The 22,083-nt window shown below is 38.0% G+C and carries 14 protein-coding genes; 5 read left to right on the forward strand and 9 right to left on the reverse strand.

Features of this window, described 5'->3' with window-relative positions:
- Positions 1-37: 37 nt before the first annotated feature.
- The 8 genes from pelG to I6E82_RS10055 all read right to left on the reverse strand — a co-directional run bounded on the left by pelG (position 38) and on the right by I6E82_RS10055 (position 14,704).
- The gene (gene pelG / locus I6E82_RS10020) at positions 38-1,402 is read right to left on the reverse strand and encodes an exopolysaccharide Pel transporter PelG (protein WP_024591494.1); all 1,365 of its coding nucleotides are present in this window, start codon (positions 1,400-1,402) and stop codon (positions 38-40) included.
- Positions 1,390-2,907, reverse strand: a complete 1,518-nt coding sequence (pelF, locus tag I6E82_RS10025) for a GT4 family glycosyltransferase PelF (RefSeq protein WP_197117780.1) — start codon at positions 2,905-2,907, stop codon at positions 1,390-1,392. Before pelF ends, pelG begins: the two co-directional genes overlap by 13 nt.
- Positions 2,900-3,883 carry a HEAT repeat domain-containing protein gene (locus tag I6E82_RS10030; RefSeq protein ID WP_197117782.1) on the reverse strand — a complete coding sequence of 328 codons (984 nt, stop codon included), beginning with the start codon at positions 3,881-3,883 and terminating at the stop codon, positions 2,900-2,902. The genes pelF and I6E82_RS10030 overlap by 8 nt, the downstream gene beginning before the upstream one ends.
- Positions 3,880-5,178: a PelD GGDEF domain-containing protein gene (locus I6E82_RS19935; protein WP_007584806.1), complete on the reverse strand. Its 1,299-nt coding sequence runs from the start codon at positions 5,176-5,178 to the stop codon at positions 3,880-3,882. The genes I6E82_RS10030 and I6E82_RS19935 overlap by 4 nt, the downstream gene beginning before the upstream one ends.
- Positions 5,175-5,690 (reverse strand): protein PelC, encoded by a 516-nt coding sequence (locus I6E82_RS10040; protein WP_197117784.1) that lies wholly within the window; start codon positions 5,688-5,690, stop codon positions 5,175-5,177. The genes I6E82_RS19935 and I6E82_RS10040 overlap by 4 nt, the downstream gene beginning before the upstream one ends.
- Before the next feature lie 14 nt (positions 5,691-5,704).
- Positions 5,705-8,986 carry a tetratricopeptide repeat protein gene (locus I6E82_RS10045; protein ID WP_197117786.1) on the reverse strand — a complete coding sequence of 1,094 codons (3,282 nt, stop codon included), beginning with the start codon at positions 8,984-8,986 and terminating at the stop codon, positions 5,705-5,707.
- The gene (locus I6E82_RS10050) at positions 8,986-11,694 is read right to left on the reverse strand and encodes an endo alpha-1,4 polygalactosaminidase (RefSeq protein ID WP_197117788.1); all 2,709 of its coding nucleotides are present in this window, start codon (positions 11,692-11,694) and stop codon (positions 8,986-8,988) included. The genes I6E82_RS10045 and I6E82_RS10050 overlap by 1 nt, the downstream gene beginning before the upstream one ends.
- Positions 11,695-11,998: 304 nt before the next feature.
- Positions 11,999-14,704: an endo alpha-1,4 polygalactosaminidase gene (locus I6E82_RS10055; RefSeq protein WP_197117790.1), complete on the reverse strand. Its 2,706-nt coding sequence runs from the start codon at positions 14,702-14,704 to the stop codon at positions 11,999-12,001.
- A gap of 525 nt (positions 14,705-15,229) precedes the next feature.
- Between I6E82_RS10055 and I6E82_RS10060 the strand changes: the two genes are divergently transcribed.
- From I6E82_RS10060 to I6E82_RS10080, 5 genes are all read left to right on the forward strand, one after another.
- Positions 15,230-16,897: a methyl-accepting chemotaxis protein gene (locus tag I6E82_RS10060; protein ID WP_024593969.1), complete on the forward strand. Its 1,668-nt coding sequence runs from the start codon at positions 15,230-15,232 to the stop codon at positions 16,895-16,897.
- 120 nt (positions 16,898-17,017) lie between these two features.
- On the forward strand, positions 17,018-17,536 hold the full coding sequence (locus I6E82_RS10065) for a MarR family winged helix-turn-helix transcriptional regulator (protein WP_231616919.1): 519 nt from the start codon (positions 17,018-17,020) through the stop codon (positions 17,534-17,536).
- Between the two features lie 133 nt (positions 17,537-17,669).
- Positions 17,670-18,419 (forward strand): hypothetical protein, encoded by a 750-nt coding sequence (locus I6E82_RS10070; protein WP_007584826.1) that lies wholly within the window; start codon positions 17,670-17,672, stop codon positions 18,417-18,419.
- A gap of 314 nt (positions 18,420-18,733) precedes the next feature.
- Positions 18,734-20,086 (forward strand): magnesium transporter, encoded by a 1,353-nt coding sequence (locus I6E82_RS10075; RefSeq protein ID WP_007584828.1) that lies wholly within the window; start codon positions 18,734-18,736, stop codon positions 20,084-20,086.
- Positions 20,087-20,141: 55 nt separating this feature from the next.
- Complete coding sequence (locus tag I6E82_RS10080; protein WP_007584829.1) at positions 20,142-21,203, forward strand: DUF21 domain-containing protein; 1,062 nt, start codon at positions 20,142-20,144, stop codon at positions 21,201-21,203.
- Positions 21,204-21,235: 32 nt separating this feature from the next.
- Here the strand turns inward: I6E82_RS10080 and I6E82_RS10085 are convergent, their stop codons facing one another.
- Complete coding sequence (locus I6E82_RS10085) at positions 21,236-21,841, reverse strand: TIGR04211 family SH3 domain-containing protein (RefSeq protein WP_007584830.1); 606 nt, start codon at positions 21,839-21,841, stop codon at positions 21,236-21,238.
- Positions 21,842-22,083: the final 242 nt, after the last annotated feature.

Here is a 22,083-nt window from a genome sequence, read left to right on the forward strand (position 1 = left end):
GTAGCTTACAGCCTTTATGTTAAGTTTTTGTAACCTGCTATTGCAGCATAAACGTTTCGTATTCTAAATCTTCAAATTGTTTTGAAAGCCAAAATAAGCCAACAACAGAGGTAATAATAGTTGAGAGTGCAAAACCGTAACCATAAAACTGCGGCCCAAAAGCAATTGATAACAAAGTTAAAACAACGTTTATTACCAAAAATAACCCCGCTAAAAATAGCACTGTTGAGCGTTTATCTAAATAAAACAAAATATTTAAAATAGATAAAAATATAACTTGTACCCCTACACCGACTACATCAATAAATAAAAGCGTTTTATAGTTTGGATCAATGCCGATAAAGGTAAGTATTTGCTCACCCCATAATAACAAGCAGGCAACGGTAATACCCTGAATTTTAAATATATCGTATAAACCGGCACGCGCTGTTTGGATCATACTGTCTTTTAATATGTAGATCTCTTCAAGAGATGAGCCACCACGAATAGCGGTGTAAAAACGGTCGTACTCTTCTACAAAGTCGGTTTCCATTTTTACTAAAAATACTGCCATACCGGGAATAATAGACAAATAAGCCAAAAATATAGGTAAGTCATAAATTGGGCTTGCTCTTAATGTGCCAATAATTTGAATTGATGTGCTTGGAGAATACCAAAAAATGATTTTATCAGCCCATACACCAATGTTATAAAACAGACCACAAAAGAATAGGCTGTAATACACTTTTTTATTGCTTAAAAAGTCAAAGCTTATAAGTTTTTCACCAGGGTAGCGGCGAATAATCATAAACAAAAAGCTAAAAAAGAGCAGAGCTTCGCCAGCAAAAAACGCAAAAAATAAGCCGTCTAACTGCCAGTCTCTTAATAAATATGCAAGCAATACCATAAAGGCGTAACCACTTAGCATGGTAATTAAAATTAACCGGTATTCTTTCATACCGGATAGAAAAATAGCGCCAAGCCACTGATTACATAAGCTTACAAAGGCACCTAAAATTATAATCTTAGTAACAACGGGTATAGGGAGCATAGGCCATACAGCTAAGCCCACCAATAACGCAGCTATTGTTGTTACAAGTTGCGCACCAAGTAAATTAGGGAGTACTTTTGCCTCTTCTTTTTGAAAAAACAAATCGGCAATAAACCGAGTTAGTAATAACTGCAAGCCACCCGTTAAAATAAGTGAGGCAGCCATCATGTAGGTAACAAGCGTTAAAAATTGAATAATAAGTACTTTAGGTAATACAATTCCTAAACTTAAAATACCAATTAGCATTAACGCTACAATAGAGAGCAGCCAGGGGCCTGAGCCTATTAAACCTGCGTAGCCGTATGCTTCGAAAACTGAGAGCAGGGTATTTTTTTTGAGAATTTTTCGTATCTCAAAACCTATTCCGGCCATGCTATTGTATCCTTATAAAGTTTATCGTAGCGGGCAAACATGTGGCTCTCGTCATAAAATTTTTGTACGCGGTCTAAACCACTTTTTTGATACTCAAGCCAAGCTTGCTCATTTGTTAGCATGTTTGATATTTGTTGTGCTGTTTCGCTAGGTGAAGCAATTGAGACAACTTCACCGGCTTTACCTAATGCTTTATCTTCATCGGTTCCGCCTTCGATTATTTCGCGGCACGAGCCAACATCACTAGCAAGTACAGGCACACCGGCCGCCATTGCTTCTAAAAGTACTAAAGGCTGCGCTTCGGAAATTGAGGTTAAAGCAACAACTCCGAGCTTAGGCAAAATTTTGGTAATATCTTGCATACCTAAAAACTTAACACTGTTTTGTAAATCAAGGCTGCCTACAAGTAGTTCACACTCTTTGTAATATTGCGGATCTTCTTCATAAGGGCCGATGATCCAGCCTTCGACCTCTGGTAATATCGATTGCGCTTCTTTAATCGCACGTATAAAGGTTTTAATATCTTTTATAGGCACCACACGTCCAATTAACCCAACAACCGGCGGTATCTGTTTTGGACGCTGATCAAGCGCTTCAATAAAGCGCACTGTTTTAATACCATTAGGAACAACAAATGCTTTTTCAGGCGCTGCACCATCTTTTATTTGGCGCTGTCTGTTACCGTCGTATAGCGAAATGATCTTATCTGCTTCTTGGTATGTTGTTCGGCCTATTTGCTCAAAAAAGCTGATCCACATTCGGCGAATAAAGCCCATCTCGGTATTTAAGTTTTTACCTAGGCTTTGTTCAGACTCTTTGATCCAACTGGCTTGAATAAGATCTATTTTTCTCTCTTTGGTGTAAATACCATGTTCGGTCAACAAAAAGGGAGTATCGCTTATTACACTGGCACCAGATCCTAAAATACCAGCATACCCGGTAGATATTGAGTGAATAAGTTTAACTTTTGGAAGTCCACGTGCAATTTCGGCTATTTTAAATAGCGGTTTATATAAATTGCGATATGACCAAAAAAAGTCAATAAAAGAGGATTCATCACAAAAAGTTGAATAGTAATTAGTGAGCACTTGCCACGATGATTCACTATATAAAAAGTCGGCTTCGTTAATACCGTCTTTTTTAGCCAAAGTTTCAAATGCAAATTTTAACAATTCAGTCGGGATAGGCTCGTTACAATCTCTAAAATAATTTTGTAGTTGTTGCCAGAAATCAAAGAGCTCTTTTTTATATTTAACCCCATGCTTGGCTTTTATTTCAGAAGTATCATTTTCCACTAAATAATGAACATGCAGCTTGGTAACGTTTTCAGGTAAAGTATATTGAATCTCGCCATAATGCTCTGGTGCTCCACCTATAAAAACAAGCTCAAAGTTATAATGAGGTAACCCTTCAATTATTTGATGAACCCAACTAGATACACCACCACGTACGTAAGGGTAGGTACCTTCCAAAAGCAGTAAAATGTCTGCATTTTTATTACTCATGCCAATACTCCTGCAAATGACGTAATTCACTGCCTTTAGGTTGTTCTGGGAGTTCTTTTAAATAGCGTTTACAGTCGTCAAACTTGTTCATACAAAAGGCAACTTCGGCTTTATAAGGGAGAACATGACGCCTTGCCATACCAAACTCAGTTGCTTTAAGTAAGTACTCATGGGCTATTTCGTATTTGTCTAAGGCTAAAGATATACGGCCTAAAAATATAAAGGTTGCAGGTGTTTTTACGTGCTCAATACTTTGCTCTGCAAGTGCTTCTGCTTTTTCTAAAACATATTTACGCAGTGCACCTTGGGCTAAACCCAAATAGCTAAGTTCCCAATACAGTTCGGCTAGCTGTTTTTGTAAATGGCTCAATTTAGGCTGCTTAGTCGTAATGGCTATTTCTTGCTGATACAAACTGATTTTTTCGTTGAGTTTGGTTTCTTTACCATCAAGGGTTGAGTAGGCGAGTAGTCGAATATCATCTTCTAAATCTTTAAGTGCTAGCTTTAAAATAGGAATAGCTTGTGAGTCACTCATGTGACGAGCTGCCATTACAGCACTTAAACGTTTATTTGGTTCACTCGCGTGCTTCAAAATTGCTTTAAGTCCGCCAATAGAATAGGTCGGGTTTGCTGATATTGCTCTGGCTTCAAAAGGAAGCTCAGGTATTTTATGCTCTTCTATTTCTATCTCGTCGTTTTTGAGAGGTTTACAAAGAGCAAACGTAAGCGCTACTACAACACCTATAATTCCAAGTACTGGTAATGTAAACAATAATAAAAACATGAGTAGCAAAGAGCTATAAGGAGTCGTTTTGTATTTTTTAGGTATAAAAACATAACTAACAATAGCAAAAAGGATGCTAGCAATAGCATGCAGTAGTATAGCTAAAAACCAATTAGGTGTTTCCAGTACTTCTATTAGTGCAAAGTACTGACAAATACACCCTAAAATAGCCGCTACAATAATTATAATCATGAAAGTGAAACCAATCTCTTTATATCATCTGAGCTTATTGGTAGTGCAAGTTGTTGCTCAATAACAATATCAAGCTCAGCTAAAGTGTTACCAGTGCGCTCTTTACACCAAGTGTTCATTCGGGCGATAAACCCTGCTTTTTCAAGTTCATCAGCTAATGGCATTAATAGCAGTAATACCTGATTTTGATTATCATACAAATAAATGTCTAAACCACGGCGTGCTTCACTTAAATAACTCATAAGTTGAGTCGATTTATCAGTAATATTATTGGCTTTTATTTTTAGCAGCTGCGATGGAATGTTGTATCGTTTAGCTTCTTTATTCGCGCGTTTAACTTGGCGAATAAAGTATGGAGACTCTTCATAAGTCATTACTGGGTTTGTTATTTCATGGCGCAGTAGGTCGCCAATATGCCCAGCCATAACAGCAAGTAGTGTAAGAGTGGTATTTTTAAGCGCAAAAAATTGTACTCTTTCAACTAAAATAGCGCCATAAATTGTATTATTTACGTCGATAAGTGGGATTGCCATATGGTATTTACTTATACCTAACGCAGTTTTTGCGTCTTTTACTGATACTAATTCTTTTTCTTCAATCATCGCTAATATAAGAGGATCATTTTCAGCTATTTGACCCATTTGGCCAATAGAGGCAAGTGGAGGCTCTAAAACAGTGTCGTTTTCAACTTTATATAAGCCCGCTCTTTCTAATAAACCATATTCAACGAATAGGTCGATTATTTTTTGCGCTGCGCTATCAAGTCTTCTTTCTTTTAATAGCCCGATAGAGGTTCTTACTGCTTGTAGCGATTCACGCAAACTTAACGTATGGCCAGCTAACATTTGCTCTATTCTATCGTGAGATGAATTAATTAAGTGATACTGACGAGTAAATGTTTCAAGGCGGTCGGTTACGTACTCAAGCTGAATACTTTGTTGTTGATTAGTGCGCTCCCACACATCCCTAAACTCACCTGTGATCATAATTACAATAATGTAGCCAATCATGGCGTTAATATTGAAGTCGCTTTGTGGTGATAAAATATTTGCTTGAAGTAAAAAAAGTTGGCCAACAAGCAAACATAAAATACTAATAAAGCCTTTTGAAAAGCCATAACGTAGAGAAACTAAAAGTGGGCCAAGTACAGGCCACGAAAACCCTCCCTCAGTCCAAAATGGGTCCTCTGCGTTAAATAATACAGGCAGCCCTAAAGCAAGCGCGGTAAATATAAATACCTCAGCCCATATTTGTAGCTCAGGAACGTCTCTTGGTCTAAGGAAATGTGTTTTCACTCACTAACCTCTATATAAGAAATTAAATCGGCAATCACATCTTGTGCTGTTGCTGCAATGCTATCGCGGCCCCAACCACTTTTAGCAATAGTACCGGTCCAAATCGGTGTTGTTTGTCCATTTACAGTGAGTGATAATGTAAGTGCAACAACGGGTTCGCCATCAAGGCCAGCTTTGTAGCGCCACTCTTCAATACTGCCTGTTAATACATAGTCAGCTTGTTGAGTGTTTAACCACTGCATAGCATTGTCTAAGCGGTATTGATCGTCCAGTGGTGGAAGCTCTTTGGTGTTAACGCGAGGTGCGCGTATAAGAGTTGGTAATTTATTTTGTTGCCAAATACTGGCTAAAATATCTTCAGCACGCTCACCTGCAAGCGGTGTTTGAGCATGATTAACAAGTGGCATTAATGCCACTGTTTTTAAAGGGCTAAGCTCTATATCATCAGCAACTCTGCTGGTGGTACATGCTGATAATAGTAATACCAAACACGGTATAATTAAACGAAACATACTCTCTCCTAACATTAAAAATGTACGTAATAACCTAATTGTAATTGTGTATCTGAGTTACCCACTTTATTACTACTTTGGTAACCCAGCTGTAATTTAAATAAATCATCGCCTAGTACAGACCAACCTGCGCCACTCGAAACAGATACATCTACTGTATCGTTAAGTGTTTGATAGCCAGTACTTATATCGAATAGCCATGAAGGGTTTGCGCCTAAATAAGGCGGCTCTAACGAACCCGTTGAGGCAAATGAGGTACCTAGTGCAAAGCGCCTAAATGGTTGAAGGTCAACTCTTAGAGGTCTTGTGTCTGTATTTATTAATGCATTTACACGTTCAAAGTCTTGCCATTGTGCACTAAAATAAGCGTTCCAAATTGGGCGATCTTTTAAAATGCTGTACTGGTAACGTGCATTATATTCTTGGCCATTAATGAGTGAGCTGCCATCGTCTCTTCGAGAAAAAGACATCGCTGCTGCTGATAGTTGTACGTTTTGTCTACCATCAATGTTGTAGTTAACATAAGCCGTGGCTTTATCTAGTTGAGCATAACTAAGTAGCGCTTCTGATTGGCGGTTTTCAACATTATATTCAAGCTTTAAACCTATCTGTGTACGCGAATCCCATTGATAACGAGAGTCTAAGCTAAGACCTTGGCGGCTAACTAAGCTGCCTTGGTGAGAATCTATTTTTGCATCAAAATACCAACGACCAAATGTCATTTTATCTTCTATCGCAAACAGTAATCCGTTGTTATCAAGATTTTGCTGATTACTTAAACTTAATTTCCATTGCCCATTAGCATAAGGAAAATAAACGTTTACATCGTACTGGCTACTGTTTAAACCAGCCTCTGGCGATAGGTTAATTTCAAGCGCCCTAAAGTAGGATGCACGTGCATTTCTAAGTAAGCTCAATTGTGATTCGTCAAGCTCACCAGTCAGTTCTTCATACCAACGCTGCATTGTTGCGTATGGCTGCTTTAGATAGAGTAGGGCGTTTAGTTCATCTAATTTGCTTAGTGAGCCTTCGGCTAATAGTTGTTTCGCTTTATTAAATTCGCCGTTGGTCATATAAAGTTGTAGTTTTTGCCATGGCTCTAATTTTTGTGCAGCCCTGCGCGCTAACCACCAGTTTGTTTGGGGCTCACCAATAGTGTCGGGGGCAAGTTCTTCCATTGTGTTTAATTGCATTAAATGAGGAACAGCCATCGCGCCCGCCCAGCGGAACATTAAGCCTCTGTATGCATATTTATCTTTAGGTAAGTGTTGCAGTAAATAGTGATTAAGTTCAGCAGCATTTGCATAATAACCAAGTTGCTTCATTACATCGGCTAAGTTAACCAGTGTTGTTAAATCGCTTGGATCTGCAATGGCTAATTTACGCAAATAAAAGTAAGCACTGTTATATGACTTTTCGTGAATAGATAAGCTTGCTAATAGCTGGGTCCACGCATAGGAAGGGTCGCTTTGAGAATAGCGAGCTAAAATGCGGCTGATCATCACGGTGTCGTGCATTTGCAGCGCTAACCAACCTTGTGCCAGCACAACATCAGAGTCATATTCACTTAATTTAGCGGCGCGGTTTAAAGTTGTATAAGCTGAATTTAAATCACTTTGGTTTTGATACCAATTTGAAAGAATTAACCAAGCAGGGTAGAGAGCTTTATTGTAGCGCTGCTTATCAAGTTCAGCATGAATACGTGCAACTGATTTAGCATCATTTACTTGTGTGCTTAATAATGCAATTTGAATCAATTGACGGTCAGTTTGCGACTCACTTTTCCATAAATAATCAAGAAGCTCCTGAGGCCGACCTTCAAAGCGCAGTTGTTGGTAGTGCAGCATGTCGCCTACGCTCAAAGGACTTATTTTTTGTAACTTTTCTAATGCATATAGCTCATGAGCTTTGTCCTTAACTCGCATTGCCATGTCAACATTGGCGCTCCAAAACTCATCGTCAGAACTTTCATGTTTGTTTTTTAGTACTTGCAGAGCTGTAGAAAAGTCATCTTCTAGCCAAAATGCGCGGGCAATCCAAAGTAAATCTTCTTCATTTTTAGGCCCTTTATATGTAGGCCACAAAGCTCTTAATGCTTTTAAATTACCAGTATCGTGAAGTACTTTTGCTTTCCAATATTGTGATAATGCACTTTTACCATTTATTTGCTCAAAGCGTTCAATATTATTTAATTCTTGCTTTGTGTTACCAATAAATTCGTTAGCTTGCATCCAATTAGCAAAGCCATTACCTTTTAGATTTCTATTTTGGGCTTTATATTCGTATATATCATTAGCGTCTTGGTATAAATATAAAGCGGTGGCATCGTTAATACTATCGGTAAGCATCGCAGGAGTTACAGCTTTGTTAGACATTAGCCATTTAAACTCTCGAAGTGCTTCTTTAGGCTTGTTTTGCCAGCGCTTTATCTTCCAATTTAATAAATGTAGCTCTTTGTCAGCTGGGCTTTGTAGTAATAACTTTGCGAGTAATTGCTCTGCCCCTTTTGCATTTGCATTTGCTAAACGCAGGTGCATCGCTTGTGTTAAGTACTCTGTGTTATTTGGCTCAACTTTTAATAAACTTTCAATGGCTTGAGCCGCATCTTCTGTATTGCCTGCTAAGTTAGCCAAATAAAGTGTGCGTTTAATATTGGCTTTGTCACCATAGGTTTTCCACCATGCATAAGCTTGTATCGGGTTATTTGCACCAAGTGCAGTTTCAATCGCTTTAGCTGCAATATCAGCATTTATATTTGTTTTATAAATAGCGAATGCTTTGTCTGGTTCGCCTGCGCTTAACCAGTAATCGGCTGCAAGGAGAGGCTGTTTATTTTTTTGATAGTACTGAGCAACTTTTGCATTTAACCCAACTGCTTTTGCAATAGTTAATATTTGTTCGTTCCAGTTTTTATGAGCACCAATTTTTAAAGATAACTCTTCAAAGCGGTCGTCAACTTTAGCACCGCTTGCTAGCCATAATGAGTAGAGCAGCTTTATTTCAAGTGTTGCTTTGCGCTCACCTCTAGGTAGCTTTTCAAGCTCGTTAGTAGCTTGTGAATACTCACTAAGCCCTATATGTAGCTCAACTAATTTTGCGCGTAGCTTTTCGTTGTCGGGCTCTGTATTGAGCGCTGCATTAAGGTAAGACTTCTCAAAGGTATAGTCTTGTGAAAGTGCATCATCTTCAAAAAATAAGGTATGTGGAAATAATGCATAAAGTGCAAAACAACTTACGGCTAATATCGCTAATATTGTTTTTACTGAAATTAACTGAGGGCGCTTTGTAGTATTCATTATAGTGCGGCTCCGTCGCAGTTAAGGTAACCATAAAAATCACCTGCAGGTATTTTGAAATGTGTTAATTTACCTCGGTTAATACCTTTAAAGTGCTCACCCAAACCAGATACAAACTCACAAGAGCGTGCATTCATTAAATCAAGCGAAGCAGGTACCCACGCTTTAAAGCTAACAGGCCCGTTAACTTGCCAGCTATTAACAACCACATTTGCAGATGCTAAATAAGGTTTTTTACTATTTTGGCTATGATCAAAGCTAAGGCGAGCTATGTTATTTATAATATGTATGTAGTCACCTTTTTCAGTTACACCAGATACACCTTCACTTTGAGCTATGTTTGGCACATCAAAATCGGTAGGTATTCGCAAAGTATGAATGTACTTTGAGCTAAATAACCATTCATTATTACTGTTTTTTGCAAGTGCAGAAAAGTAAAAATCCTTTGCTACTTTTGCATAATGGCTTAAATGCACAGGTGTATTTGGTCTTGCTAAAACATAATCTATGTTGTGTTTAAGAGCGTCTAGTCCCGCAAGAACTTCACCTGAATAAAAGTGATAATAAATAGTGTAAGGTTTTAACCTATATGGCTTTTCTGTAATTTCGAAAGTTTCAGTTAAGCGTCTAAAGCCATAATAAGGGCCATGCCATAAGTTAGTGTAAACATTTTCATTTAATATGGGGGCATAAATTTGATACAGCAAATCTCTTTCAGGGCGGCCAATAGGTGATATATGTGTAAGGCTAGGGTTATCGGAATTTACATCAGTGTTGCCGCCATTTACGTTTAGCACACCAGCATCACGAGCCAGTTCAAGCGCTTTAGGACCAGGAGTTGCATCGCCTGACCATAACATCATCACTGTTTTTTTATTTTTAGGTGTGAGTTTTTCATCAATATATTTTATCGAATCTGTAATTTCTTTTTTAAGGCTGATGGTGTTGTAGCCAGGTACATCTAGATGAAAACCGTAATCAGTGTCGTCTTCATCTATTTTTTTTCGCCCAGATAGAGCAGTCCAAAAATAGGGGTGGCTATAAGTATGCGAAGCAACTTCTACGTAAGGTAGGTTAAAAATACTACGTGCAATGCCTTCAAGTTTGGCACTTTGTTTAGAGTGAATACCGCCTTCTTCAATGTCAGCTTGGATCACTGAGGACGTTAACGGTAGTTTGTAGTGTTTAATTATTTCATCTCGAATTACTTCTGCTGAATAAGGCCTACCCGCATAGTGGGCAACACTTGTAAATCCATCTCCATCTATATGCAGCGTAAGCATTCGCCTGCCGCTTTCGGTGGTTGTATCTGGCACTAATATAGGTGGTAGTTCCATAGCCTGAGTTAGTAATGTACGTGGATCAATAACCCATTTGCTGCCTTCCATCGGAAATGTATCAATTAGCCAAGGAGCAACCACGACTGCACCATATTTAGTTTTAGCCGCTTGTACAATTATCGTGTTATCAGCTGATTTTATTGTAATTAAAGGAGTCGCATTAGTTGCTAATTTTAGTAAATATGGTTTAACGATAGGGGGAGGTGTTGTGGATTCTCCTTTGAGCCAAGGTGCAAAGCTATCTTGTTTATATGGACCTTCAGGTAGTGTGTTTAACGACTCAATACCCATGTTAAATAGTAATTTAGTTGACTGTGGTAACTCGCCTAAAATAAGTTCTGGCACAACACCTAAATTAGCTTCAAGCCAATTGGTAAGTGTTGGGGTGTAAAATGCATCGCTTGAGGTCCACGAAATAATACCGGCATGTAAGCTAGGGTCAACCAAAGGTAAGTCGCGTTTTGCCATATCTATGTAATCAGGTATGTACCCCAAATACTCAATCATGGTCGCAAGCTTTAAGTGTACGGTAGTGTATATGAGTGGTTTTACGTTACTGTTATAAGGGATTAAAATGCGCCTAGGGATCGGCGTAATTGATGATGTGCCCCACGTTTGCAAGTGACCGTCGGTCACCCACGGATTGAAACCTGCGTCTATAATATTTTGTGCCATAGTAAGGCGATTACCGGGCTTTGCATAATCAATAACTTGGACGTTGAGGCCTAAACTTTGTGCTGTTTTTAATTGTGCGCTTAGCCAATCTTGGTCGTTTTTGTTGGTCACTTTATAGCTATTGTCGGTTGGATTGAAGTGGCTATACAAACCCTCAGCAACTAAGTCACTTGCTAAATTAGCGAGTTTAGGCAATAACTCAAATCCCCGATTGAGGATAAGGAGCTTATCAAAAGTCTCAGATAGTGAGCTTATTATGGTGACTAACCCAGCTTGTTGATCGGGTTTACTGTGTGTAGCATCTAATAGCTGATAGCTATCTAGGGTATCTAAAAATAAGCCGCTAAAGCCGCGTGCTTTTAATGCCACAGCGCTACTTTTAATATGTTGTTGCCAATGTGCTGATGCCAAATCGGCAATATGGCTATTCCAGTTAGGGTTAACTGCGAGTGAAGACTTACTTTCAATAAACGACTCACCAACACTTAAATAAGCATAGACAGCAATATTACGCTGTTTAAACCAATTAAGTTCGTGCTCAGTGACTAATTCGGGCTGAACTACAACGCGAGAATAAAAGGTCATTTCGGCTAATGGCATCGGCGCTGAGTAGTAAAATGCAATACTATTATTTACAGGCTTTGCAAATACTTGACTAGAAATTAAAAGCACTAGGTATAAAAAATATTTCATTAGTAATTCATTTCAATTAATTTATAACTGTGGCTCAAAGTAATGCGTTCCAATTTATCTAGCTATTTGGTATTAATAATATAGGGTTATTATATGTTAATGGAAGATTAATCTCTACATGTTAATTCAACCATATACTTAAGGGGTATAATAACATGCTGGTTTGATTTACTCACCACAATAAAACCCATAGGTATGCCACTCGAGTTATTAAGAGCAACCTACAAACCTATACTTAGAAAACGATAAAAGAATGTATCAATATTTTACTTATAATAAGAGCTTAGTTTTTTATTACTCACCATCAAGCAGCTCTTTTACATTTTAAGTAACCATAGAATTGACCTTTTGGCAGACTAAACTGTGTGATATCAGCATTTGATTTACCTTTAAAGCGCTTGCCATCATTAGAAACAAACTCACAAGAACGGCCATTAACTAAATCAATTTTAGCAGGCACCCATGCTTTAAAACTGACAGCTCCATTCACTTGCCAATTATCCATGGAGACATTAGCTGAAGCTAAATACGGTTCATTGTTTTCTTGGCTGTGCTCAAAGCTAAGCTTTGCTAAATCATCAGTTATATGAATGTAATCACCCTTTTGAGTGACGCCAGATATTCCTGAACTTTGAGCTACATTAGGAACATCAAAATCATTGGGAATACGTAATGTTCGAATGCTTTGAGAGCTAAATAACCATTCGTTATTGCTGTTTTTAGCAAGAGCTGAAAAATAAAAGTCTTTAGCTATTTTTGCATACTGGCTTAAATGTACTGGCGTATTCGGTCTTGCAAGTACGTAGTCTATATTATATTTCAGGGCATCAAGTCCAGCAGGTAGTTCACCAGAATAAAAATGAAAGTAAATACTATAGGGTTTTAATCTGTATGGTTTTTCTGTAATTTCAAATGTTTCGATTAGGCGCTTAAAACCATAATAAGGCCCATGCCACAAGTTGGTGTATACGTTCTCGTTAATAATGGGTGCATAAATTTGGTATAACAAGTCACCTTCAGGTCGTCCAATTGGCGATACATTTGTAAGTGTTGGGTTATCAGCTTTTACTGAAGTATTACCACCATTCACGTTGAGCACGCCAGCTTTTCTTGCTATGGCTAAAGCCTTTGGTCCTGGAACTGCATCGCCTGACCATAGAATTAATACTGTTTTTTTATTCTTTGGCGTCAGTCGTTCATTAATATATTGAATTGACCCTGAAATTTCTTTTTCTAAATCGACAGAGAGATACCCAGGAATATTTAAATTAAGTCCGTATTTTGTATCATCTTCATCTATGTTTTGTATTCCTGATAGCACTTTCCAAAAGTAAGGGTGGCTATATGTGTGCGATGCAACCTCTACATAAGGTAGTTCAAATATATCTCTTGCAACTTGCTCAAGTTCTTTACTTTGTTTTGAATGTAAGCCGTTAGGCTCTATGTCTGCTTGTATTATGGAGGAGGTTAATGGCAATTTGTACCTTTTTATTACCTCATCGCGAATTACCTCTGAGTTGTATGGCTTACCTTTGAAGTGCGCAACGCTACTAAATCCATCGCCATCTATATGCAAAGTTAACATACGCCTTCCGCTTAGAGTCGTTGTATCAGGAGCTAATATTGTGGGTAAATTTAGTACTTTCTTTAACAATTTCTTAGGGTCGATCACCCATTTACTGCCTTCCAGTGGTAAATTATCAATTAGCCAAGGGGCTACTATTATGCCACCCAGTTTAGTCTTACTTCCTTGCGCTAGTGTTCTGCCGTTTGCTGAAGTAATGCTAATTAACGCTGTGGCGTCTGAGGTTAATTTAAGGAAGTTTGGTCGGATTATTACAGGTGCTTTTGTAGTTTCACCTTTTAGCCAATCAGCAAAGTATTCAACTTTATAAGGTCCAGCTTGCGCAACATTTATATTTTCTACGCCTAAACTAGCTAGTAATTTATTTGATTGAGGTAATTCCCCTAATATTAGTTCCGGTACTATTTCTAAACCTTCTTCTAGCCATTTAATAATCTCAGTACTATAAAATATATTACTAGTAGTCCAAGAAATAATGCCGGCATGTAAACTCGGATCTATTCTAGGTAACCTTTCTTTAGCAATGTCTACATAATCAGGAATATACCCTAAGTATTCTATGATTGTAGCAAGCTTTGAATGAACAGATTTTTTAACTAATGGTGAAATATCGCTATTATAAGGAATTAATATTCGCCTAGGCACCGGTTTTATTGATGATGTACCCCATGTTTGCAAGTGGCCATCTGTCACCCATGGATTAAAACCTGCGTCTATAATCTTTTGTGCCATAGCGAGGCGGTTATCGGGCTTTGCATAATCAATAATTTGGACGTTGAGGCCTAAGTCTTGTGCTGTTTTTAATTGTGCGCTTAGCCAATCTTGGTCGTTTTTGTTGGTCAGTTTATAGCTATTGTCGGTCGGATTAAAGTGGCTATACAAACCCTCAGCAACTAAGTCTTTGGCTAAATTAGCGAGTTTAGGCAATAACTCAAAGCCCCGGTTGAGGATAAGGTGCTTATCAAAAGTCTCAGATAGTGAGCTTATTATGGTGACTAACCCAGCTTGTTGATCGGGTTTACTGTGTGTAGCATCTAATAGCTGATAGCTATCAAGGGTATCTAAAAATAAGCCGCTAAAGCCACGTGCTTTTAATGCCGCAGCGCTATTTGCAATATATTGTTGCCAATGTGCTGATGTTAAATCCGCAATGTGGCTATTCCAGTTGGGGTTTATGCTAAGTGATGACTCACTTTGATTAAACGACTCACCAACACTTAAATAAGCATAAACAGCAATATTACGCTGTTTAAACCAATTAAGTTCGTGCTCAGTCACAAGATCAGGCTGGACTACAACGCGAGAATAAAAGGTCATTTCGGCTAGAGGCATCGGGTACGAATAGTAAAATGCAATACTATTATTTACAGGCTTTGCAAATACTTGACTAGAGATTAAAAGCACGAGGTATAAAATATATTTCATTAGTAATTCATTTTTATTAATTCATAACAGTGGCTCAAAACAATATGTTTTAATCTATCTGGTTATTTGGTCTTAGGAGGATAGGATTATTATATGTTAATGAAAAATTAATCTCTACATATTGATTTTACCTTGTGGTCAATATTTATACTCACTTGCTAAATACTCTAACTTGCTACAAATAAAACAAATTAACCTAAAATACAGGCAGTAAACCTACATGAATACTATTCAATAGATAGTGTTTTAAATAACGGACAAATGTTGGGTAAATTATTTTTTGATTAAGACTAAGGTCTCTGTGCTATTGGTGTCTAAAAGGTCGAGTTGGGACTATAATGTGGCTAAGCTGACCTCTTACAAACTTGGTCCTACCTGTTTTTATTTATGCTTTTCTTATATAAGTTAAAAGCGATATAAATGAGTGAAGTTATTTTTGGGCAAATAAGTAAAACTGCAAACTATATTGTTTTTGCTAGGTTTTAGTTGTTGCTGCATCTACGTCTTTATTTACCCGGAGAAAAAATGAGTAATTTAAGCTTAAAAAACAAACTGTTGTTATTAGCTATATTGCCCTTAATGCTACTTTTGATTAGCTTGATGCTGAGCTCTTATTATTTAGAGAATAAAAATCAGCAACAAAATTTTGAAGCATTTCAAACTAAACTAATAAGTGACAAACAAACGTTGCTAAGCACCGAGGTGGAAATTGCCAGTAAAATTGTTCGCTATCAAATAGCAAATGGCTCTGAGCAAGATGCTAAAAATGCTTTAAGAGACTTAACGTTTGGTCAAGGTGGTTACTTTTTTATATACGACACAAATGGCGTTAGTGTTTTTCATGCATTATTAGGTGATGCTATTGAAGGGCAAAACAAAATAGGGATGACTGACCCTAACGGTAAAAAAATAATAGTGGGCTTATTAGATCAAGCTAGAAAAGGCGGTGGCGCTTTTAACTATCATTTTCAAAAACCAAATACCACAGGCTTAGTTGAAAAAATGGGCTATGCAGCAATGATCCCAGGTACAAACTGGATGATTGGTACTGGCGCATATATGGATGATATAGACGCAGAACTACTTAAATATCAAACAGCAATGCAAGAGCACATGAATGATAAGGTAGTGACCTTATTGCTAATTGCTTTATTTTGGGTTGTGTTAACTATTGTATGTGCGTTAGTTGCCGCAAATACAATGGTAAAACCAATACAGCGCATGGCGCAAAGCCTTGACGACATTGCTAAAGGTGAGGGCGATTTAACCAAACGTTTAGATATTGATACTAACGATGAAATAGGCCAACTTGGCGAAGCATTTAATATGTTTGTAAGTAAGCTACATGGCATTATTGCCAATGTGGTTGATGTAACACACGATGTAAAAACAGCCTCTAGTGATATAAATACACAAACACGATTAATTGAAGACAAACTACTTAATCACAATCATGAAACAGACCTTGTTGCGACGGCTATTACCGAAATGTCGGCTACTTCTCATGAGGTGGCTCAAAATACGAATCAAGTGGCAGAGTCAACCCAAGCGGCAACGCAAGAAGTTGCTAAAGCTCAAGAGTGTGTTGATATTTCACTCAGTGAGGTGTCTAACCTAATGGGCGAGATAAACCTAGCCGCAGAACAAGTTGATTCACTCAGTGATCAATCTAAAAAGATTAATAGTGTACTAAGCGTAATTGGTGGAATTGCCGAGCAAACAAATTTACTTGCACTTAATGCTGCAATAGAAGCTGCACGAGCAGGTGAGCAAGGGCGAGGGTTTGCTGTTGTTGCTGATGAGGTAAGAAGCTTAGCAAGTCGTACTCAAGTTAGCACATTAGAGATTAGTGAAATGTTGAGTGAGTTACATAATTTAGTATCGGATGCTGTAGCCGCAATGCAAGCGAGTCAGAATAGTTGTAATCGCTCAGTAGAATCGTCTCGTGCTATTTCAGAAAGTTTAGGTGCGGTAACAACCTCAGTTAGATCAATTAACGACATGAGTACGCAAATTGCGACAGCGGCGCTGGAGCAAAGTAGCGTTACAGAAGAAATAAACCGTAATGTATTTGCCATTCAAGAAATCGTTAATGAACTAACTATTTCAAGCAAAACTACCTCTTCGGTAGGTCAGCATTTAGCTGCGCGTGGTGAAAACTTAGGCCAGCTTGTTGGCCAGTTTAAAATTTAACAAAGTTTAAAGCTTTACAGTAAAAGCCGCTAATAGCGGCTTTATTTTTGTGGCTTAGTTTTAGCTGCTTAGTTTTTATAAAAATTATTGAATTTTTTGTATGTGTTAAGGTCTATCAGCATGCAAATATACCTATACAGTGGAATAACCATGCAAAACATGCCATCAATTAAACGTTGTACTCGAGAAGAGTTAGCGCCAGAGCAAGACTTGGGGCGTTTAGTGTCTTTTTTACGCTCGAGATTAGCCATTCATGTTGATGCCAAGTTACTTCCTATGGACTTAACTTCTGCGCAATATATTGTGGTTGTACTACTTGCGAGAGAGTCGGTTAATACGCTTGCAGGACTTTGCGAGTATATGGTTTATGATCGTGGCGCTATGAGCCGCTTACTAAACCGACTTGAAGAAAAAGGACTCATTATTAAAACGCAATGTGAGCTTGATAAGCGCTCAACTATTTTGTGTTTAAGTGAAAAAGGTAAAGCTCTTTGTCCTGAAATTATGCCTGTAGTAAACGAAGTCTATGCTCAAGCATTAAATGGTTTTTCAGAGTCAGAAAAAAACCAAATAATAGACCTACTATTTAAAGCTATAAATAATCTAGATACATTACCCGAAATTCCCCCCCACAAATAGATTATCAATAAAATAGCGATACTGTTTCAACAGAAAGTTAGCGTGCTAATTAGTTGATCTGATTGTGCGTAGAATCTAACTTTGATAATATAGTTGCCTAGGCAATTAAAGTTATCATCTTGTTAGGTTTGTTATGATTGAAAATAATTTGTTAGTACAATTACAGCAGCAATATCCAGAACATACTTTTATGCAACATCACTTAAGTGTTGTCCATAAGGGACGTTTTGCTAACGCGATTGTGTATCGATATAAAGATAATGAATTTGATTTAATTGTTAAAGATTTTAGCCAAAGCCCGTTATTTATCCGCAAAACATTTGCGCGACTATCTGTAAACCAAGAATATAAAGGATTGAGCCGTTTAGCTGAGCTTGATGCAGTCGCTAACCGCTTTTGTAGACTATCGCCGATAGCCGTAGCTTATAACTATATTGAAGGCACACCACTGCGCGCTTTAATTCATGAAGATAAAACGCTACCAGTAAGCTTTTTTAGCGAGCTTGAGCGTCAAGTAGCAAAAATGCATCGTAAAGGCATCGTGCATTTAGACTTGCGTAATATGGGTAACATTTTATGTGGCGCAGACGGTAAACCTTATTTTATTGATTTTCAGTCCACTATTAGCTTTTCACGTTTTCCGCGCTGGTTGCAACGCTTTATGCGAGGGTCTGACATGTCAGGTGTATATAAAGCATGGAATAAATTGGGTGAGCAACCTCTACCACAAAAAAAGCAGGACTATTTAGAGCGCTTTAATCACGTGCGTAAACGCTGGATTTTTAAAGGTTACCCAATACAGCGTGGCTATGCGTGGGGCGCTGCACTTATTACTCAATTTGTAGATTCAGACTTAGTACGAAATATTACTGATAGACTTTAATTTAAAGCACAAACCGTAATTTAAAAACACCTAATTCATTGTGTGATTTTGCCCATATTAGCCTAGCTAATATGGGATTTTTTTTATTATAAGTAATCCCTTTGGTTTGCTTACTTGTTGTTTAATCCCTCAAAAACAATTCCTTTTACTGTTTTTTTAATTTTTTAAAATAAATATTAGTACTGCATTTGGTTTGCCCATACAATGCGCAAAAATAGCTTGCGCATGCTTAATAAGTTCACGTTTTTTCTGCAATTTTTTATTGTTCAAGTAGACTATAAATAATGTGCGCTTTTAAATTTTAAGGTTTTAAGATGATTGAGTATCCGGTAGACCAACTTCCACAGCTCATAAATGATTTATTGCAATGCGATACAACAGAACGCAAAAATAAATTATTAGCAGATGCGCAGTTAACGCTTTCAACAGAGCACCTGTCATTACTTTTTGAGGCGATACCAAAAGAACAACGACTTGAAATTTGGCAGTTGCTTGACGAAGACACGCAACACGAAATTTTTGTTAATTTAAGTGAAGATAGTTGCTTGTGGTTGCTGCAAACACTAGAAGACACTGAGGCTTTTAAACTTCTTGATGAAGTTAATGTAGAAGAGCTACTGGAACTTGAAGAAGTTATACCAGAGCGATTTGTTGAGTATGCAAAAAAGCAACTCGATGAAGCGCAAACCAAACAATATGATTTAGCGCAGCAATACCCGCCAGAACAACTTGGTCACTGGTTAGGTTTTGACTTTTTAAAAGTATCAGAGAAGCTAACTGCCGGTGGCGCTAAAAAATTGCTACATAAAGGTTTACCGCAATACAGTGAGGTTATTTATTTGGTAAGCCGTAAGGGCAGCTTAATAGGTGAGGTTGCGGTAAATGATTTAATAAAAGCCAGCGACACCGATAACTTAATGACATTGGCAAATCATGACTTTTCATCGCTCCATGCTGATGATGATTTATATGAAGCGGCAGAAGTGGTGATCCACAGTGAAAAAATGGCACTGCCAGTGGTTAATGCTGATAACAAATTACTTGGGCGATTAACCATTGCCTCAGCGTATGAATTACGCCAAGAAATTGCTGATGAAGCTGCCGCTAAAGCCGGTGGTTTACGTGAAGACGAAGACCTGTTCGCAAGTGTGCGAAAAAGTGCTAAAAACCGTGGTATATGGTTAGGTATTAACTTAGCTACTGCCTTTTTAGCGTCTTGGTTCATCGGTTTATTTGGCGCAACTATAGAACAGGTTGTAGCACTAGCTGTATTAATGCCAGTGGTTGCTTCTATGGGCGGGATCGCAGGTAGTCAAACATTAACCGTTATTGTACGTGGTTTAGCGCTCGGACAGGTTACAGATTCAAACCGTAATGCGTTGCTTAAAAAAGAGCTGCGTGTTGGCGCTGTAAATGGCTTGGTATGGGCGTTTGTAATAGGCCTACTTACCTTTTTATGGTTTAACGACTTAATGCTTAGTATTACGATTACGGTAGCCATATTATTGAATTTAGTGGCCGCGTCACTAGCAGGTGTTGTTATTCCGTCTATTTTAGACAAAATGAAAATTGATCCTGCGTTATCTGGTTCGGTAATTTTAACTACCGTTACCGATATTGTTGGGTTTGTTACCTTTTTAGGTTTAGGCAGTTTATTGCTTTTATAAGCCTTATACCAATTCGCTTAATTAAGTGAATTGGTATTACTAACAGGAAAATACAATGACCTTTGAAGTCATGATTTGGTGTGCAATTGCTTTGTGTATTTCACAATCGGCAATATTTTCGGGCTTAAACTTAGCGTTTTTTTCACTAAGTAGGCTTCAGCTCGAAATGGAAAGTGCAAAAGGGAACGAGGCGGCCATAAAAGTGATGGCCCTTCGAAACGACTCTAACTTTTTATTATCGACTATTTTGTGGGGCAACGTAGGTATTAACGTACTACTTACACTACTTTCTGATTCGGTATTAATGGGCGCAAGTTCGTTTTTATTCTCAACTATTGCAATTACTATTATTGGTGAAATAACACCGCAGGCTTATTTTTCGCGTAATGCGCTAAAAATGGCGAGCCTACTTTCGCCGTTAATTAAGTTTTATCAGATTCTGTTTTATGTAGTTGCTAAGCCAACGGCTTTAATTCTCGATGCATGGTTAGGTAAAGAGGGGATTACGTACTTTGCTGAAAGTGAGCTCAGAGGTATTATTCGCAAACACATAGAAGCAGAAGAGGCTGATGTTCAGCACGTTGAGGGAATAGGCGCGCTTAACTTTTTTAGCTTAGATGAAATAAGCGTAACCAAAGAGGGTGAGGTAATTGATCCAGACTCTATTATTGCTTTGCCTACTAAGCTTGATTTGCCTATTTTCCCAGACCTGACATTAACGACTGATAATGAGTTTTTACGAAAACTACATAAGTCAGGTTATAACTGGGTGATCATTACCAATGAAGACGGTTGGCCTTTATTAGTGGTAGATGCTGACGGCTTTTTACGTTCAGCCTTGTTTGAACCAGAGACGTTCGACCCTTATCATTATTGTCACAGACCTATTATTGTTGCTGATGAGGCGATGCGCCTGAGTGAAGTTATTTTAAAAATACGGGCTAGTCATTCTTTAGATAAATCGTTTGATGGGGCCATTGATCACGATGTGGTGTTAGTGTGGAGTGATGTGAAGCGCATTATTACCGGCGCTGATATATTTGGTCGGTTACTCAAAGGTATGAGTGCACCAAAACTCGAACTGCATGAAAATACAGAGAATAAAAAGCCGCTATAAAGCGGCTTTTTTGTATTCAATAGAAAGGAGGGTTATGCCCAACCTTCATAGCGTTTACGACGCGACAACACTATCGTTAATATAATACCTAAAAACAGGCCTAAAAACGCAATAGCACCACCGTAAGTAAGTAGCTGACGTTTCTCTTTTGAGCTAGCAGCTTCCTTTTGGGTGCGCTCTTGTTCTAGTGTCGTTTTAAGCTTAGTAATTTGGGCCGATAACTGCAGGTTTTGATCAGTTAAAGTTTGGTTTTGCTCTTGTAGCTGCGGAAGTTCTATTTGAGCTTGGCGCAGGTTTTCTTGCATAGTGCTCATTTCGCTACTTAGTGTTTTGTACTGTTGGTGTAAGCCTGCCGTTTTGGTAACAAACTTAGTTTCTATCCAACCTTCGCGGTCTTTATCATCTTTAATTTTTATAAAGCCGTTTTCTTCAGCAGATAACAAGGTTAACTTTGTTCCAGCATCTACAGAGCCGAGTAGTCGATAATTCTTACTCGCACCAGAGCGCATAAAAGTATATAAATTATCGATAATATAAGCGGTGTTTGCATTAGTTGAATTTGCAGGTTTTGCTTCTTCTGCATAACTCATAAATGTGGTGGCTGTTAAAAGTAGCCCTAATAAACAATGTTTTAGCATTTATCTACCTTGTTGATCTAACTGCGTCCGTTATGAACGTGATTTTCATTTCACATAAGTAGTTAGATAGTATGGATTAAATAGCTCAATAGCAAGACTGATATTGTAACCCAGTAGCAGTTACCTAGCCCACTAGGTTACAAACCTCGCCCCGCGATTAAATTGCCTCTAGATAGAACGAATTTTAATCCACAAAGGTCAACAGGCACTAAAATAAGGCTAAAAAATTTGCATTGTTAGTG

Source organism: Pseudoalteromonas sp. NZS11, from assembly GCF_015864765.1.
Taxonomy (GTDB): Bacteria; Pseudomonadota; Gammaproteobacteria; order Enterobacterales; family Alteromonadaceae; genus Pseudoalteromonas; species Pseudoalteromonas arctica.